This window comes from Aeromonas sp. 84A (assembly GCF_051919345.1).
Taxonomy (GTDB): Bacteria; Pseudomonadota; Gammaproteobacteria; order Enterobacterales; family Aeromonadaceae; genus Aeromonas; species Aeromonas veronii.
In genome coordinates this window covers 1,479,512-1,494,759 of sequence record NZ_JBQBEW010000001.1, presented here as the reverse complement: position 1 = coordinate 1,494,759, position 15,248 = coordinate 1,479,512, and the positions used below count along the sequence as shown (strand labels likewise).

Annotated in this window: 15 protein-coding genes; 11 read left to right on the top strand and 4 right to left on the bottom strand. The window is 61.4% G+C overall.

Translation table 11 applies throughout. The features are described 5' to 3' along the window. Window positions 1-73: 73 nt before the first annotated feature. Together ACTG20_RS06965 and ACTG20_RS06960 are read right to left on the bottom strand one after the other, a co-directional pair. Window positions 74-1,300, bottom strand: a complete 1,227-nt coding sequence (locus ACTG20_RS06965; RefSeq protein WP_194495471.1) for a winged helix-turn-helix domain-containing protein — start codon at window positions 1,298-1,300, stop codon at window positions 74-76. 106 nt (window positions 1,301-1,406) lie between these two features. Beyond that, a complete protein-coding gene (locus ACTG20_RS06960; protein ID WP_005335070.1) occupies window positions 1,407-2,000 on the bottom strand; it encodes a TetR/AcrR family transcriptional regulator in 594 nt (197 codons plus the stop codon). A gap of 107 nt (window positions 2,001-2,107) precedes the next feature. On the opposite strand from ACTG20_RS06960, the gene ACTG20_RS06955 reads away from it, so the two are divergent. Both ACTG20_RS06955 and ACTG20_RS06950 read left to right on the top strand, forming a co-directional pair. After that, entirely contained in the window at window positions 2,108-3,031 is a 924-nt protein-coding gene (locus tag ACTG20_RS06955; RefSeq protein WP_194495472.1) for an ABC transporter six-transmembrane domain-containing protein, read from the top strand. Window positions 3,032-3,059: 28 nt separating this feature from the next. Then, window positions 3,060-4,448, top strand: a complete 1,389-nt coding sequence (locus ACTG20_RS06950) for an NAD(P)/FAD-dependent oxidoreductase (RefSeq protein WP_194495473.1) — start codon at window positions 3,060-3,062, stop codon at window positions 4,446-4,448. A 46-nt stretch (window positions 4,449-4,494) separates the two neighbouring features. Here the strand turns inward: ACTG20_RS06950 and ACTG20_RS06945 are convergent, their stop codons facing one another. After that, a complete protein-coding gene (locus ACTG20_RS06945) occupies window positions 4,495-5,142 on the bottom strand; it encodes a class I SAM-dependent methyltransferase (RefSeq protein ID WP_194495474.1) in 648 nt (215 codons plus the stop codon). 144 nt (window positions 5,143-5,286) lie between these two features. On the opposite strand from ACTG20_RS06945, the gene ACTG20_RS06940 reads away from it, so the two are divergent. The 7 genes from ACTG20_RS06940 to ACTG20_RS06910 all read left to right on the top strand — a co-directional run bounded on the left by ACTG20_RS06940 (window position 5,287) and on the right by ACTG20_RS06910 (window position 11,862). Beyond that, window positions 5,287-5,961 carry a thermostable hemolysin gene (locus tag ACTG20_RS06940; protein ID WP_194495475.1) on the top strand — a complete coding sequence of 225 codons (675 nt, stop codon included), beginning with the start codon at window positions 5,287-5,289 and terminating at the stop codon, window positions 5,959-5,961. Then, on the top strand, window positions 5,958-7,424 hold the full coding sequence (locus tag ACTG20_RS06935; RefSeq protein WP_194495476.1) for an AMP-dependent synthetase/ligase: 1,467 nt from the start codon (window positions 5,958-5,960) through the stop codon (window positions 7,422-7,424). Before ACTG20_RS06940 ends, ACTG20_RS06935 begins: the two co-directional genes overlap by 4 nt. Then, on the top strand, window positions 7,421-8,074 hold the full coding sequence (locus ACTG20_RS06930; RefSeq protein ID WP_005354042.1) for a TenA family transcriptional regulator: 654 nt from the start codon (window positions 7,421-7,423) through the stop codon (window positions 8,072-8,074). Before ACTG20_RS06935 ends, ACTG20_RS06930 begins: the two co-directional genes overlap by 4 nt. A gap of 34 nt (window positions 8,075-8,108) precedes the next feature. Continuing rightward, window positions 8,109-8,978: an SDR family oxidoreductase gene (locus ACTG20_RS06925; protein WP_194495477.1), complete on the top strand. Its 870-nt coding sequence runs from the start codon at window positions 8,109-8,111 to the stop codon at window positions 8,976-8,978. A 1-nt stretch (window position 8,979) separates the two neighbouring features. After that, window positions 8,980-9,612, top strand: coding sequence for a tetratricopeptide repeat protein (locus ACTG20_RS06920; protein WP_139473655.1), 633 nt, complete (start codon window positions 8,980-8,982; stop codon window positions 9,610-9,612). A 130-nt stretch (window positions 9,613-9,742) separates the two neighbouring features. After that, window positions 9,743-10,429 (top strand): response regulator, encoded by a 687-nt coding sequence (locus tag ACTG20_RS06915; RefSeq protein ID WP_194495478.1) that lies wholly within the window; start codon window positions 9,743-9,745, stop codon window positions 10,427-10,429. Next, on the top strand, window positions 10,426-11,862 hold the full coding sequence (locus ACTG20_RS06910) for an ATP-binding protein (RefSeq protein ID WP_194495479.1): 1,437 nt from the start codon (window positions 10,426-10,428) through the stop codon (window positions 11,860-11,862). Before ACTG20_RS06915 ends, ACTG20_RS06910 begins: the two co-directional genes overlap by 4 nt. A gap of 38 nt (window positions 11,863-11,900) precedes the next feature. Here the strand turns inward: ACTG20_RS06910 and rloA3 are convergent, their stop codons facing one another. Then, window positions 11,901-12,395: a retropepsin-like aspartic peptidase RloA3 gene (gene rloA3, locus ACTG20_RS06905; protein WP_439987524.1), complete on the bottom strand. Its 495-nt coding sequence runs from the start codon at window positions 12,393-12,395 to the stop codon at window positions 11,901-11,903. Window positions 12,396-12,776: 381 nt separating this feature from the next. On the opposite strand from rloA3, the gene ACTG20_RS06900 reads away from it, so the two are divergent. Further along, window positions 12,777-13,820, top strand: a complete 1,044-nt coding sequence (locus tag ACTG20_RS06900; RefSeq protein WP_005348017.1) for a GMP reductase — start codon at window positions 12,777-12,779, stop codon at window positions 13,818-13,820. 209 nt (window positions 13,821-14,029) lie between these two features. Continuing rightward, a complete protein-coding gene (earP, locus tag ACTG20_RS06895; protein ID WP_194495481.1) occupies window positions 14,030-15,226 on the top strand; it encodes an elongation factor P maturation arginine rhamnosyltransferase EarP in 1,197 nt (398 codons plus the stop codon). Window positions 15,227-15,248: the final 22 nt, after the last annotated feature.

The window sequence follows — 15,248 nt, the reverse complement described above, 5'->3', positions numbered from 1 at the left end:
TGTTGCCACTCGTTTCATCTCCCGCTCCCGGACTGTTTATCCCTCTTGCAGCTTAGCCCAGAAGGGATAGAGCTCACTTTGCAGGGGTGCTTTCATGCCACAACGCCAGCAAATTGGCCGGAATGGCACCATAACGAAGCTGCGGCGTCTGGTGCCAGTCAGCCAGCTTTTGCAGGGCTTTCGCCAGATCCTGTGCAAGCTGGCGGGTCACTCTCACACCAGCTTCCAGATAGAGGCTCTTGATCTCGAAGATCCCCTGCTGGCGATGGGCCTTGGCATCCATCCTGCCCACCAGCTTGCCGCGATGGAGCAAGGGCAACACGAAGTAACCGTATTGGCGCTTGGGGGCCGGGGTATAGCACTCGATGCGATAGTCGAAGTTGAACAACTCACTGGCCCGTTTGCGATCCCACACCAGCGGGTCAAACGGCGACAAGGCGGTGGTATGGGTTGCCTTGAGGGTGCCCGCCTGTGCCCTTGCCAGCTCATCGGCCAGCGAGGCGTGCACAAAGGCGCCGTGCTGCCATCCCTCCACTCGTACCGGCAACAGTTCACCCTCGTCCGCCAGTTGATGGAGCAAGGCGTCATATTTGCCGCGCCGCAGCCGGTAGTAGTCCGCCACCCAACCGGTTTTGACCAGCCCCAGCGCCCGGCAGCTGGCGCGCACCATATCCCGTTGGGCCTGCTCGACGCTTGGCAGATCCCGCTGGTCGCTCCACTCGGGGAGCACCCGTTCGGCGAGATCATAGACCCGCTGAAAGTTGCGCCGCTCCCGTACCATCAGCTGACCGCTGGTAAAGAGCACCTCCAGATGGCGCTTCTCCGGCTTCCAGTCCCACCAGCCATTGCCCTTGCCGGTTGTGCGTTCAAAGTCAGCCGCCCGCACCGGGCCGTGCTGGCGAATGCGTTCGATAAGCAGGTCGATCTCCTGCTGATGGGTAGCGAGCCAGTTGGCCGAAAACTTCCAGCCCATGGCGGCGGGGTCGAGCATTCGGTGGCGCAGCAGCCGGTAATTCTCGCGGGGCACAAAGCAGGCCTCGTGGGCCCAATATTCGAAGATCTCGCCGTCGGCCAGCAACTGCTCCAGCCAGCGCGGTTCGTACTGGCCAAGGCGGCTAAAAAGCACCAGATAGGGGCTGCGCGCCACCACCGAGATGGTATCGATCTGCAGCAGCGCCATGCGGCGAATGGTGGCCAACAGATCGGCCGGGGTCGCCTTGCTGCGACGGGGGGCGAGCAGCCCTTGCGCTGCCAGTTGCAGATGACGGGCATCTTGCTGTGACAAATGGGTAATCGACATCAACAACCGCTCCCTGGTATCTGACCATCGCGCGCCCGGCGGATGGCCAACAAAACCGGGGGAGGTACCACGCTGGTATGCCTCCCCTCCCTGTGTGCCAGCGCCGCTATGAATGGGCCGGGGGCAAGACCAGCTGATTCACCACCAGCATGATCTCTTGATAAGTGGCCTCTACCGTCTCGGGAGTCGGCTCCAGAATCAGGTCATCGGCATAGCCGTTGATGAGGGAGGTGATCTGACGCGCCAGTCGCCGGGCATCGCCCGCCACAAACTCGCCGCTGTCGATCCCCTTTTGCAGGATCTGCTCCAGCACCTCCCGCCACGCCAGAATGATTTTGCGGTAGCTCTCGGCAAACACAGGGTCGCGCAGTGACTCGTTCCAGGCATCCAGATAGATGGCCCAGGAGGCATCCTGACTGGTCGGCAGGTTGTCCCGCACAAAGAGCGGCAACGCTTCGCGGGCCGGCAGCGGCAACAGCCACTCCCGCTGCTCGGCGATCTCCTGATAGGTGAAACGCTCCACGGCGCAGAGGCAGAGCTCCTTCCAATCCTTGAAGTAGTGGTAGACGTGGCTGCGCGCCAGACCGGTGCGCTCGGCAATATCACGGGTTGACGATGCCGCCATCCCCTTCTCTCGAAACAGGGCCAGTACGGCCTCGATGATCATCTCTTTGCGCTGTTCTGCTGATGGGCGTGCCATCTGACCTCCTGCGATATCAATCGAACTGCTTGACTTTGAGCAGTCGCTCAAACAAACTTTGAGCACTCGCTCAAAATTAGCGTTTCCGACATCTTAGGAGATAACCCATGACAACACCAACCACTTCGGCAGCCAGTTGCAACGAGCAGGCCACGCCGTTGCCACACTCGGCCGGTCGTTCGCTGGGGGCGATTGCACGGGCCAATCCCCTCAAGCTGGCGGGCACCTTCTCGCTGGTGGCCCTCGAAAACATCCTGCTGGTGGTCTATCCCCTGTTCGCCGGCTTTGCCATCGACGCCATCGTCAAGGGCCAGTGGTGGCAGGCCTCGAGCTACGCCCTGATCGTGCTGCTGTTCTGGCTCATCGGCGCCCTGCGCCGGGCGGTTGATACCCGCACCTTTACCCATATCTATGCGGCACTGGCGGTGCCGGTGATCCTGACCCAGCGCCAGCAGCAGGAGGGGCAATCCACCATAGTGGCGCGGGTCACTCTGGCGCGGGAGTTTGTCGACTTCTTCGAGAAACATATCCCGATCCTGGCTACCAGCCTGATCTCCATCGTCGGGGCGGCCGTGATGCTGATGGTGATCGAGTTCTGGGTCGGCATCGCCTGCATGGGGGTATTGCTGCTGTTCGGCCTGCTACTGCCCGGCTTTTCGCGCAAGAACCAGCTGCTGCACGAGCGGCTCAACGATCGGCTGGAACACGAGGTCAAGCTGGTCACTCATGCCCAGTCAGCCAGCCTCGCCCGCCACTACCGCGCGCTGGCCTGGCTCCGTATCCGGATTTCGGATCGGGAGGCACTCGCTTTTCTGGCGGTCGGCATCAGCGCCTCCCTGCTGTTCCTGCTGGCCATCACCATGCTGATGGCCCAGCCCCAGGTCTCGGCAGGCCATGTCTATGCTGTGATGACCTACCTCTGGAACTTTGTCACCAGCCTGGATGAGGGGCCCGGTCTTGCCGATCAGCTGGCCCGGCTGAGAGACATAGGCCGCCGGGTCAATACCGCCCAACCCGATGAAATGATTTGATATTTTGTATCTGTAACCGGAGTAGAAGATGAATCCGACCACCCTTTGCCAACGAGCGTTGACCATGTGCATCAGCTGTTTTTTCCTCACCGCCTGCGGCCCCAAGATGAGCGACTTTGAGCCCAACACCAGCTACTGGTTCAAGGAGAAACCGACAGAGGAGAGCGCCCCGCTGGCACAAGACACGAAGGTGGATATCGCCATCATAGGTGGCGGCTACAGCGGCCTCTCCAGTGCATGGCATCTGGCCAAAGCCAATCCGTCGCTCAAGATCGCCATCTTCGAAGCCCGGCAGGTGGGCAGTGGTGCCTCGGGCCGCAACGGCGGCATGGTGTTGCCGGGCTCCGAGGTGATGGATCTCTACGAAGAGGGGGAAGCGAGCAAACGCCACTACGATCTCACCGTCGCCAGCATGCGCAAGCTGCAGGCGCTGGTCGCCTCAACCGGCGTCGAGGCCGACCTCAAGCTCGATGGCTATGTAGAGGCAATCCTCGATGAGGAGGATATCGCCGAGTACCGCGACTATGTGAAAACCGCCAATCGCCTCGGCATCCCGCTCCAGTACTGGAACGCCGATACCACCGAAGAGAAACTGGGCACCGACCGCTACGTGGGGGCGGTCTACGACCCCAATGGCGGTCAGGTACACGCCATGAAACTGGTCAATGCCCTGCGCAAGGCGGTGGAGCAGGCGGGCGTTACCATCTACGAGCAGAGCCCGGTAATGGGGATCAAGGAGGGCAAGCAGATCGAGCTCAATGTAGCCGACAAGTACAAGGTGACCGCCGACAGCATAGTGCTGGCGACCAACGGCTATACCTCAAAACTTGGCTACTTCAGCGGCCGGGTCTTTCCGGTACACGCCCAGAGCGCCGTCACCGAGCCGCTCACCAAAAAGCAGCTGGCCGCCATCCAGTGGCAGAGTCGGGTGCCCTACTACGACACCCGCAACATCCTGTTCCATCTGGTATTGACCCCGGATAACCATATCGTCATCGGTGGCGGCAATGCCGAGTACGTCTTCAACGACGGCCTCAACTACAAAGGCGATCTTAACCGGGTCAGCGAGATGATGATGACCGAGCTGGTGACCCTCTATCCGGCCCTCAAGGGGATCAAATTTGAGCAGGTGTGGGACGGGGTGCTCGGCATGACAGGTGACAGCACCGAAGCGGTGGGGGTAATGGGGGCTCACAAGAACATCTACTACGCTCTCGGCTACAACGGCCACGGCATCAACCTCTCCTTCCTGTTTGGCGACATTGTAGCCAGCCTCTATCAGGGCAAGGATCACCCCTGGTTCAACCACGCGGAGCAGACGCTGCCAATGTGGCTGCCGCCAGAGCCGTTCAAGTCAATCGGCGTCAAATCTGCCCTGATGTACTACCAGTGGCAGGACAAGGGCTACAAGGAGTAACCGAGAGCCGAGCAAGAAACAGCCGAGTAACAGACAAAGGCACGCCTCACTGCGTGCCTTTCTGCAATACCGCCACATCGGCGTGGGGGAAGCTGAGCTCGGCCTGCCAGCTGGCGGCCAGCACCTGAAACGATGCCTCGGCAAAGAAGACGATGTGGGTCGGGTCGTGGCGATAGCGCCAGTTTTTAAAGCGCTCGTCACCGAGCACCCGCTGGGTCTGCAGCACCAGCAGGCCACCAGGCTTGAGGCAATCCCACAACTGCGCCAGCACCGTGCGCGGCTCGGCGATATGCTCGATCACCTCGGTACTGGTGATGAAGTCATACTGACGCGTCAGCAACTCGGGAAAATCGGCATAGAACTTGTCATATCCAACCATGTCGTAACCCGCCTCACGCCCCATCGCCACCAGCGCCGGGCCCGGGCCACAGCCAAAATCGAGACCACAGGCAGGAGTTGGCACCCGGCTCAACACCTCGCCAAATGCCCGCATCAGAAAGCTGCGATAACGGGGATCATCCACCCGGTTGTCGTGACCGTCATAGACCGCCTTCTCCGCCGCCTCATCCAGATGATCCGCCTCATCCAGCCAGACCAGCTCGCACGCGAGGCAGCGATGATAGCGCTTGCCCGCCACCGGCAGGGGATAACTGCGATGGCTGGCACACAGGGGGCAGCTGACGGTGGATGACATGGCGGTTCCTCTTGGGGGCTTCCTGTTGGATAACAGCGGCGCAGATTGCCTGCCCGCTGCCTCGCTGACAACTTTTTTTGCTCCTTAAGGGTTTCTTAAGTTTGCCCTTTTACTCTCAAACCATCGCAAGAGAAGGAGTCACCCATGACCATCGAGATCCAGGCCCCCTACCGATTGCTGCTAGCCAAGTCCCCGCAGCAGGTCATGGCGCTGCAAACCTATATCCAGGCCGCCTACACCCTCGAGTTCAATGCCCGCATCCCCCATTTCCTCCCCTGCCTGCTGGGGCTCTATCGGGCGGACGGGACGCTGGTCGGTGCCTGTGGTCTCAATCATGCCAGTGAGGGGGCTCTCTATCTGGAACAGTATCTGGAGCAACCCATCGAGGCCGCCATCAACACCCGCCTCGGGGTCTACCCGGCACGCAATCGGATTATCGAAGTGGGCAATCTGGCCTGCAGCGAACCAGGCAATGCCCGCCTGATGTTCGCGGCCCTGTGTCGTCTGCTGTGTGAAAACGCCCTCGACTACGTGGTCTTTACCGGCACGGCCAAGCTGCGCAACAGCTTTGCCCGGCTGCAACTCAATCCGGTGGAGCTGGCCCCCGCCCAGGCCCATCAGGTGGGGGCCGACGCCGATGCCTGGGGCGAGTACTACCGTTGCCAACCCAAGGTGATGGTGGGTGACATCAATCAGGGGCGCGAGGTGCTGGCCCAGAGCAGCCTGCTGCTCAATCTGCTGGCCCCCATGCCGACCCTGTTTGAGGATGCCGGCAAGAGCAGTGATAACCAGCCCCATCAAAAAAGGTGCGCCCAATGAGCCTGTTCGACGCCATCGCCAAACATGCCCACGAGGCTCCGCAATCCCCTGCGCTGCTGAGCAGCCTGCAGCGTCTCGATTACCAGACCCTGTGGCAACAGATCCAGCGTCTGGCCAGCCAGTTGCAACAGCTCGACGTCAGCCGTCTGGCGCTGCAACTGGACAACGGCCTGCCCTGGGCGCTGCTGGATCTCGCCTGCACCCGCGCCGGTATCGTGGTCATTCCGGTGCCCCACTTCTTCAGTCAGGCCCAGCAGGCCTGGTTGCTGGAGAGCAGCGGCGCCGATGCGCTGGTCGGCCCATATCATCAGGGGTGGCATGCCGCCGAGCCGCTCTCGCTGATCACCGGCGAGCTGCCACTCTGGCGCCACACACCGGCTAATCGACCGGCGCTGCCCAAGGGCACCGCCAAGATCACCTACACCTCCGGTACCACGGGCCAGCCCAAGGGCGTCTGCCTGTCACTGACCCAGATGATGGCGGTGAGCCATGCGCTGGCCGAGCGAGTCGCGCCAGCCAAGGTGGAAAAACACCTGACCCTGCTGCCGCTGGCGACCCTGCTTGAGAACATCACCGGCCTTTATGTGCCGCTGCTGACCGGTGCCTGCAGCCGCATTCCGTCCCTCGGTGAGCTCGGTTTCACCGGCTCCAGCTCGCTCAACCCTGCCATGCTGGGGGAGGCCCTGCTGCGCTGGTCGACCCATAGTCTGGTGCTGGTGCCCGAACTGCTGCGCCTGCTGCTGGCGCTCTGCACCAGCACACCGACGCTGGCCCAGCAGCTCAAGAGCCTGCGCTTTATTGCCGTCGGTGGCGGCAAGGTGGCCCCCGACCTGATCAAACATGCCCGCCAGCTCGGCCTGCCGGTATACGAAGGTTATGGCCTCTCGGAGTGTGGCTCCGTGGTGGCGCTCAACAGCCCAGATGCTGACAAGCCCGGCAGCGTCGGCCGCCCCCTGCCCCACTGTCAGGTCACCATCGCCAGCGACGGCGAAATTATGGTGAGCGGCAGCGCCATGCTGGGCTATCTCGGCAGCAGCGAACCTTCTGCCATGCAGATCGCCACAGGCGATCTGGGTCATCTCGATGATGAGGGCTACCTCCATATCACCGGGCGCAAGAAGAATGTCCAGATCACCGCCTTTGGCCGCAACTTCTCCCCCGAGTGGGTGGAGGCCGAAGCACAGCTCTGCCCCGCCATCGCCCGCATCGTGGTGTTTGGCGATGGTCAACCCGCCAACGTGGCGCTGATCCAGCCCCTGCCGGGCAAAGAGGCGGATCTGCCACGCCAGATCGCAGGTCTGAACCAGCGGCTGCCCGATTATGCCCGGCTGCACCACTGGTTGCCGGTGGCACTCGACCAGCATCCCGGCCTGCTGACCGCCAACGGGCGCCCCCGTCGCAACGAGATTTACCAACACTTTTCCCGGCAAATCAGCCAATGCCTTACAGGAGAATCGTCATGAGCTTCTATCAGACTCTGCAACAAGCCACAGCCCAGGAGCGTGAGCATCTGTTCAACGCCCCCATTATCGAAGCCTGTCGCCGTGGCGACATCAGCCGTGACACCTATCTCGCCTTTCTGGCACAGGCTTACTACCACGTGCGCCACACAGTTCCGCTGCTGATGGCAACCGGTGGCAAGCTAGGTCAGGAGTACGAGTGGGTGCGCGGTGCCATTGCCGAGTACATCGACGAGGAGTATGGCCATCAGGAGTGGATCCTCAACGATATCCGCGCCTGTGGCGGTGATGCCGAGGCGGTGCGCCACGGCCAGCCCGGGCTGCCCATCGAGCTGATGGTCGCCTTCCTCTACGACCAGATCCAGCGCGGCAACCCCATGGGCTTCTTCGGCATGGTACAGGTGCTGGAAGGCACCAGCGTGGCCATCGCCCTCACCGTCGCCGACCAGCTGAAAAAGGGTCTCGGCCTGCCACCCCAGGCGATGAGCTACCTGAGTTCCCACGGCGCCCTGGATCAGGAGCACCTCAAGTTCTTTGAATCCTTGATGGATAAGGTCGAAAGCCCGGCGGATCAGGCCGCCATCATCCACGGGGCCAAGGTGGTTTATCGCCTCTATGGCGAGATGCTCTACAACCTCACCGCCACACCGTAAGTCGGCAGCAGACAGCAAAAAGGGAATCCATACCATGAACCTTGAAGGGAAACTCGTGCTGCTCACCGGCGCCAGCGGTGGCATAGGTGAGGAGCTGGCGCAGGAGCTGGCCGCCCAGGGAGCACACCTGCTGCTGCACGGTCGTCGCGGCCCCGCACTGGAGCGGCTGTGCAAGTCACTGCCCCACCCCGAGCGCCATCAGGTGGTGCTCGCCGACCTCGGCTCTGCGCAGGAGCGGGCCAAGCTGTTGCAACACCCTGCGCTGGAGGACGGGATCGACATCCTGATCAACAACGCTGGCTGCAACCAGTTTGCCTGGCTGGAAGATCAGAGCTTCGAACAGGTGGAGCGCCAGTTGCTGCTCAATATCGAGGCGCCCATCCAGCTCACCCGTGCCCTGCTGCCAACCATGCGCAAGCCGGGGATCATCATGAACATGGGCTCGAGCCTGGGCAGCATCGGCTACCCCGGTTACAGCGTCTACTGCGCCAGCAAATTTGCCCTGCGCGGCTTTAGCGAAGCGCTGGGACGGGAGCTGGAGGGGAGTGGCATCAAGGTGCTGCACTTTTCCCCCCGCGCCACCCGTACCAAGCTCAACTCCGAGGCCGCCTTTGATCTGAATGCAGCGCTTGGCACCCAGACTGACAGCCCGCAGGAGGTGGCCGAAGAGGCGGTCATCGCCCTGTGCAACGAAACCCGCCGCAGCTGGCTCGGCTGGCCGGAAAAACTGTTCGTGCGGCTCAACGCCCTGCTGCCCGGCATCGTCGATAAAGCGCTGGCCAGACAGCTGCCGATCATCAAACGTTATGCCCGTCATCTTCAGCCAGGGACGGCTGATGCCGGCGCCAACAGTGCGCCACAACCAGACTTGTCCCGCCCGATCCCGACCAAGAAGGAGCATTAATATGAATTTTTTCCGTCAATCCGTGACCTCTTGTGCCATCGCCATCCTGCTGGGGTCCTCCTCGGTCATGGCCGCGGGTGATGCCCTCGTCCCCATCCAGCAACAGTGGGCCGTCTGCCAGTATCAACAGAGCGGCAAGGCGAAAGAGAGCTGCCTCGAAACACTGAGCACCCAAGCCGAAGCGGCCAGCGCCAAGGAGCCTTTTCGCGCCGACCTGCTGATCTGGTCTGCCATCGTCAAGAGCACCTGGGCGGGGGCCAAAGGGGGGCTGGGGGCACTGGGTCTGGTGAAAGAGGCCAAGGCCAAGCTGGAGCTGGCGCTCAAGCAGGATCCCAAAGCGCTGGACGGCTCTGCCTACACCAGTCTGGGCTCCCTCTACTATCAGGTGCCCGGCTGGCCGGTCGGCTTTGGCGATGACGAAAAGGCAGAACAGCTGCTCAAGCAGGCGCTGGCCATCAATCCGGATGGCATCGACCCCAACTTCTTCTATGGCGACTTCCTGCTGGATCAGGGTCGCAAGGCCGAGGCCAAAACCTACCTCGACAAGGCGCTGGCAGCCCCGGCCCGCCCAGGTCGCGAAGTGGCCGACGAAGGGCGCAGAATGGAGATCCGCGATCGGCTGGCCAAGCTATAAAACCCTGATGGATCAAAGAACTATTTAAACTCTGCCCACCAGCTTGCATACTGGTGGGCAGGGTTGTTTATGCCACGGCACGCCCTGGCGCTTAGCCAGATCGCCACACCCAACAAACAGGGAGAAAAGAATGCGGATCCTGCTGGTGGAAGATGATGTGATGCTGGGTGATGGCATGCAGGATGCCTTGCGCCACAGCGGTTATACGGTGGACTGGCTGCAACAGGGGTTGCCCGCTCTGGCAGCCCTCAAGAGCGACGAATTCGCCGCCCTGATCCTCGATCTCAACCTGCCCGACATCGATGGCCTCAGCCTGCTGCGCAAGTTGCGGCGTGAAGGATACCAGCTGCCGGTGCTGATCCTCACCGCCCGCGATGCGCTGGACGATCGGGTGGTCGGCCTTGATGCCGGCTCCGACGACTACATGGTCAAGCCCTTCGCCCTGCAGGAGCTCAACGCCCGCCTGCGCGCCCTGGTTCGTCGCAGCAAGGGGCAGGCTCAGGCGGTACTGGAGTATGGCGATATCCTTATCTATCCCGAATCCCAGCAGGTCACCTATCAGGGGGAGGCGGTCAAACTCACCCCCCACGAATACAAGTTGCTGCAGGAGCTGATCAGCCAGAGCGGCCGAGTGCTGAGCAAGGATCAGCTGCAACATAGCCTCTACGGCTGGGATGAAGGGGCCGAGAGCAACGCGGTGGAGGTGCATATCCACCATCTGCGCAAGAAGTTCTACAGCGACCTCATCCGCAATATTCGCGGGGTCGGCTACATCATTCCCCAGCTCGAACAGCCAAGCCGGACACCCGCACGATGAAACGTCCGCGCTCCATTCGCCGCTTTCTGCTCACCGGTATCCTGACGATGGTGAGCCTGAGTCTCACCATCAGCGCCTTTATCGGCTACATGGAGGCGAGCCACGAAATGGAGGAGCTGTTTGATGCCCGCCTCGCCCAGTCGGCGCGCATCACCAATCAGCTGCTGGCCCGCTATATGGCCCAGCAGGGGCAACTGCCCGCCAACGGCACCGTCTATCAGGAGTGGGAGGCGCAGAACCCCGATGAGTGGCAAAAAGACCCCAGCCTCAACCTGACCGGCGAGGATCGGGAAATCACCCCTTACGGTCACGAGTTCGAACGCAATCTCTACTTCCAGCTGCTCGATGAAAAGGGCGGCCTGCTGCTGCGCGCCCCCAGCGCCCCGGAGCAGCCGCTGGTCACCCTGGCTATCGGCTTCGACACGGTCGAAAAAGATAATCACCAGTGGCGCACCTTCACTCTCTACAACCAGCAGGAGCAGACCTGGCTGGTGGTAGCCGAGCGGGACGACGAGCGCAGCGAACTGGCCAGCAAGATGGCCACCCTCACCATGCTGCCGCTGCTGATCACCCTGCCCTTTCTGCTGGCCCTGCTCTGGTGGCTCATCACTCGCGGGCTGGCCCCCTTGCGTCAGCTGGCCCAGGCCATCAGCGAGCGTCACCCCGCCAACCTGAGCCCGCTCAGCCTCAAGATAAGCGCTCAGGAGCTGACCCCCCTCACCAACGAGATCAACCGGCTGATGCAGGCGCTGGCGGAGACCATAGAGCGGGAGAAACAGTTCACCAACGAGGCGGCCCACGAGCTGCGCACCCCGCTGGCGGTGCTGCGCATTCATAGTGAAAATGCCCTGGCTGCCGAAGATGAAGTAAGCCGCCAGCAATCCCTGCACAAGATGCTGCAAGCCCTAGACCGCAGCGATCGGCTGATCCGCCAACTGCTGACCCAGGCCCGTATCGACAACCAGCAGGGTCTGGTATTGACCGAACTGGAGGTGGGTCATCTGCTGCAAGGAACCCTCGCGACCCTGGCACCCATCGCGCTCAAGAAGGATCAGCAGCTGTCGCTGGAGTGTGAAGTGCCGCAGCTGGTGATGGGGCAGGCCACCCTGCTCGAGCTGCTGTTCAGCAACCTTATCGACAATGCACTGCGCTACACCCAGCCAGAGGGCGAGATCAGGGTGCGGGTACTGCGAGAGGGCAACCGGGTGAGGGTGGATGTGAGCGACAACGGCCCCGGCATTCCCGCCAACGCCTTGCCCCGGCTGTATGAACGCTTCTTTCGGGTCAATCCCCAGCAGGGGGATGGCGTGGGGCTCGGCATGGCCATCGTCTCGCGCATCGCCCAGTTGCACGGCGCCGACCTCGATGTCCACAACCGGCCGGAAGGGGGGCTGGAGGTGAGCGTGTTACTCCCGCTCCCGCCGGCAAGATAAGCGATAAGTAAAGAGCCCGCGATGCGGGCTCTTTACTTTCAATGACAATCTGGCTGCACGGTAACGGTTCGACTGGAGTCCACTGGGCCCAGCTCCGCCAGCAGGCGGCGGCCAAGCAGCACCGGATAGATCATCTTGCTGCGATCCCGCAGGGTAAACCACTCCTCATACACCTTGTCCCCCAGACAGATGGACATGGTCACCGTTGGCCGCTGCTCCATGCCGCCCGCTCCGCGCACCGTCACGCTGCGCTCGACCCGCCGCTCGAACTGCTGCTTGACCAGCTTGCCGCTGTCGGCATCGGTCACCACCAGCATGAAGCGCACCCAGGGCTTGCCATCCCGTTTGAATCTGGTGATGGAGCGTGCATCAAGGGAAGAGGTGAGCGCCCCAGTGTCGAGCTTCATCTTCACCGCCACGCAGGTAGGCAAAATAAGCCCCTTCTCGATCCAGCCATAGCTGGTCGGGGTCTCAGCCAGCGCACTGCCACACAGTGCCAGCATCAGGGTGATCCCCACCATCATCTTGCCCATGTTACGGCCCTGCTTTGTCAATCCTGCGCCCAGATCTACCACAGTCTCATTGTGGGTCAATCCGATTTATTTCAGCTACTTGGATAATATCTGGCGGGTCAGGAGAGAGACGACAAAGAGTGGCCGAACGGCGGCCCAAGCGGGCGGGAATATCGCAGGAGAGCAAGGCACCGAACGGTGCTAGATGAAACTGGTGGTTAACCTCAGGTTGTGACGCCAAAGGCTACCACAAGGATTGACAAATTATCAGTCTTGTTCTGAAGGGATTTTTGCCTACACTGTTGTAAACCGGAGGGCCTGAAAACCACCGGTTTTTTTGCGCCTGCCGAAAATTTGCCACTGCAAAAGTGACTTTCAACAAGGCTCAATAAGGAATTTGTAATGCGTATCGAAGAAGACTTGAAGCTCGGTTTCAAGGATGTCCTGTTCCGCCCCAAGCGCTCTACTCTCAAGAGCCGTTCCCAAGTCAGCCTGACCCGTCAGTTCACCTTCAAACACACTCAGACCCAATGGCAAGGCGTACCCGTTATCGCCGCCAACATGGATACCGTCGGCAGCTTCGCCATGGCCCGCACGCTGGCCGGTTTCGAGATGATGACCGCGGTACACAAGCACTACAGCCTTGAGCAGTGGCAAGCTTTCGTCAACGAGACCGACCCGGCGCTGCTGGGCCATGTGATGGTCTCCACCGGCACCTCGGCTGAAGATTTCGCCAAGACCCGCCAGATCCTCGCCATGTCCGAAGCGCTGCGCTTCATCTGTGTCGACGTGGCCAACGGCTACTCCGAACACTTCGTCGAGTTCGTGCGCAAAATTCGTGAAGCCTGCCCCAACCACGTCATTCTGGCGGGCAACGTGGTGACCGGCGAGATGGTCGAAGAGCTGATCCTCTCCGGCGCCGACATCGTCAAGGTCGGCATCGGCCCGGGCTCGGTCTGCACCACTCGCGTCAAGACCGGCGTCGGCTATCCGCAACTCTCCGCCATCATCGAGTGTGCCGATGCGGCCCACGGTCTCGGCGGCCAGATCGTCGGTGACGGCGGCTGTACCTGCCCGGGCGACGTCGCCAAAGCCTTCGGCGGCGGTGCCGACTTCGTCATGCTGGGCGGCATGCTGGCAGCCCACGAAGAGTGCGGTGGCGAGATCGTCGATGTAGACGGCGAACCCTTCATGAAGTTCTACGGCATGAGCTCCTCCAGCGCCATGGACAAGCACGCTGGTGGCGTCGCCGAATACCGCGCCTCCGAGGGTAAAACCGTGCTGCTGCCCTACCGCGGCCCGGTCGAGAACGCCGTGCGCGACATTCTGGGCGGCGTGCGCTCCACCTGTACCTACGTGGGTGCCAGCCAGCTGAAAGAGCTGACAAAACGGACTACCTTCATCCGGGTTCGCGAGCAAGAGAACAACGTCTACGGTAAGGAGTAAACCTGGTTTATCTGGTTTATCTGCTTCACCGCCAGCTGAAAGAGCTGAACAAAGCACGCACCACCTTCATCCGGGTGCGTGAGCAAGAGAACAACGTCTACGGCAAAGAGTAACCTGCCACAGACCGCCGTCACGCGCTGACGGTTAGAAGCCAGTCAACCGGTGTGCTACCCTGCGCACCGGTTTTTTTGCATCTGGGATCCCGAGCCATGACAACTCCCCTGCCCCCGTTTGACTGGGACATCTTCTGCTGTGTCGTCGACAACTTCGGCGACATCGGCGTCACCTGGCGACTTGCCCGCCAGCTAAAACGGGAGGGGAATATTGCGGCACATGGCAATGAGGTTCAGGTGCGGCTCTGGGTGGACGATCTGGAAAGTTTCGCCCGCATCTGCCCCAAGCTCGACCCGGCGCAGGATGGCCAGTGGGTCGATGGCATCTATATCCAGCACTGGCATGAGACCCTGCCGACCGACATGACCCCGGCCAGAGTGGTGATCGAGGCCTTTGCCTGCGAGCTGCCCAACCTCTTCATAGAGCTGATGGCGAGCCAACCCAGCCCCCCATGCTGGATCAATCTGGAGTACCTCTCGGCGGAGAGCTGGGTAGAGGATTGCCACGGCCTCGCCTCGCCCCAGCGGGTTGGCAATAAAAGCCTCAACAAATACTTCTTCTTCCCGGGCTTTACCGCTAAAACCGGCGGCCTTTTGTGCGAGCACGACCTCATCGCCGAACAGGAGCGGTGGCAGCAAGATGATGCGGGACTTACCGCCTACTGGGCCAGCCTCGGTTTGCCGCCAAAACAAGAGAACGAGCTGCGGGTCAGCCTCTTTACCTACGAGAGCGATGCGCTGCAAAGCCTGATCGAGAGCTGGTGCCAGAGTGCCACGCCCGTCACCCTGCTGCTGCCGCTGGGGCGCTCTCTCAACGATGTGCTCACCGGTGCCGGTCTGACTGATGCCATCCCTGCAGCCAAAGCGGGGGATCTGCTCCACTCGGGCAACCTCACCATCAAGCTGCTGCCGATGACCGATCAGGCCGGTTACGATCGACTGCTGTGGAGCTGCGATCTCAATCTGGTGCGCGGGGAGGACTCCTTCGTGCGGGCCCAGTGGGCCGCTCGCCCTTTCCTCTGGCATATCTACCAACAGGAGGAGGAGGCCCATCTGGTCAAGCTGGAGCAGTTCCTCGACCACTATCTTGCTGATCTGCCTGTCGATTGCGCTCAATGGCTGCGCCGGTTCAATCTTGCCCTCAACCGTGGTGAAGATTGCGGCGAACTTTGGGCCCAATGGCCCCGATATAGCGCCATTTGGCAGCAACATGGGCGAAGCTGGTCACAGAAGTTGCTCCGGGATGGGGATCTCGTCACACGGTTGGTGAAATTTTTAGAAAGCCGTATATAATCTGGCAGTTTTTATCCGTCCG

What these genes read in the sequence shown, in the direction of transcription:
- ACTG20_RS06965 (WP_194495471.1), bottom strand. Translation starts at nt 1,300, where the DNA reads ATGTCGATTACCCATTTGTCACAGCAAGATGCCCGTCATCTGCAACTG.
- ACTG20_RS06960 (WP_005335070.1), bottom strand. Translation starts at nt 2,000, where the DNA reads ATGGCACGCCCATCAGCAGAACAGCGCAAAGAGATGATCATCGAGGCC.
- ACTG20_RS06955 (WP_194495472.1), top strand. Translation starts at nt 2,108, where the DNA reads ATGACAACACCAACCACTTCGGCAGCCAGTTGCAACGAGCAGGCCACG.
- ACTG20_RS06950 (WP_194495473.1), top strand. Translation starts at nt 3,060, where the DNA reads ATGAATCCGACCACCCTTTGCCAACGAGCGTTGACCATGTGCATCAGC.
- ACTG20_RS06945 (WP_194495474.1), bottom strand. Translation starts at nt 5,142, where the DNA reads ATGTCATCCACCGTCAGCTGCCCCCTGTGTGCCAGCCATCGCAGTTAT.
- ACTG20_RS06940 (WP_194495475.1), top strand. Translation starts at nt 5,287, where the DNA reads ATGACCATCGAGATCCAGGCCCCCTACCGATTGCTGCTAGCCAAGTCC.
- ACTG20_RS06935 (WP_194495476.1), top strand. Translation starts at nt 5,958, where the DNA reads ATGAGCCTGTTCGACGCCATCGCCAAACATGCCCACGAGGCTCCGCAA.
- ACTG20_RS06930 (WP_005354042.1), top strand. Translation starts at nt 7,421, where the DNA reads ATGAGCTTCTATCAGACTCTGCAACAAGCCACAGCCCAGGAGCGTGAG.
- ACTG20_RS06925 (WP_194495477.1), top strand. Translation starts at nt 8,109, where the DNA reads ATGAACCTTGAAGGGAAACTCGTGCTGCTCACCGGCGCCAGCGGTGGC.
- ACTG20_RS06920 (WP_139473655.1), top strand. Translation starts at nt 8,980, where the DNA reads ATGAATTTTTTCCGTCAATCCGTGACCTCTTGTGCCATCGCCATCCTG.
- ACTG20_RS06915 (WP_194495478.1), top strand. Translation starts at nt 9,743, where the DNA reads ATGCGGATCCTGCTGGTGGAAGATGATGTGATGCTGGGTGATGGCATG.
- ACTG20_RS06910 (WP_194495479.1), top strand. Translation starts at nt 10,426, where the DNA reads ATGAAACGTCCGCGCTCCATTCGCCGCTTTCTGCTCACCGGTATCCTG.
- rloA3 (WP_439987524.1), bottom strand. Translation starts at nt 12,395, where the DNA reads ATGGGCAAGATGATGGTGGGGATCACCCTGATGCTGGCACTGTGTGGC.
- ACTG20_RS06900 (WP_005348017.1), top strand. Translation starts at nt 12,777, where the DNA reads ATGCGTATCGAAGAAGACTTGAAGCTCGGTTTCAAGGATGTCCTGTTC.
- earP (WP_194495481.1), top strand. Translation starts at nt 14,030, where the DNA reads ATGACAACTCCCCTGCCCCCGTTTGACTGGGACATCTTCTGCTGTGTC.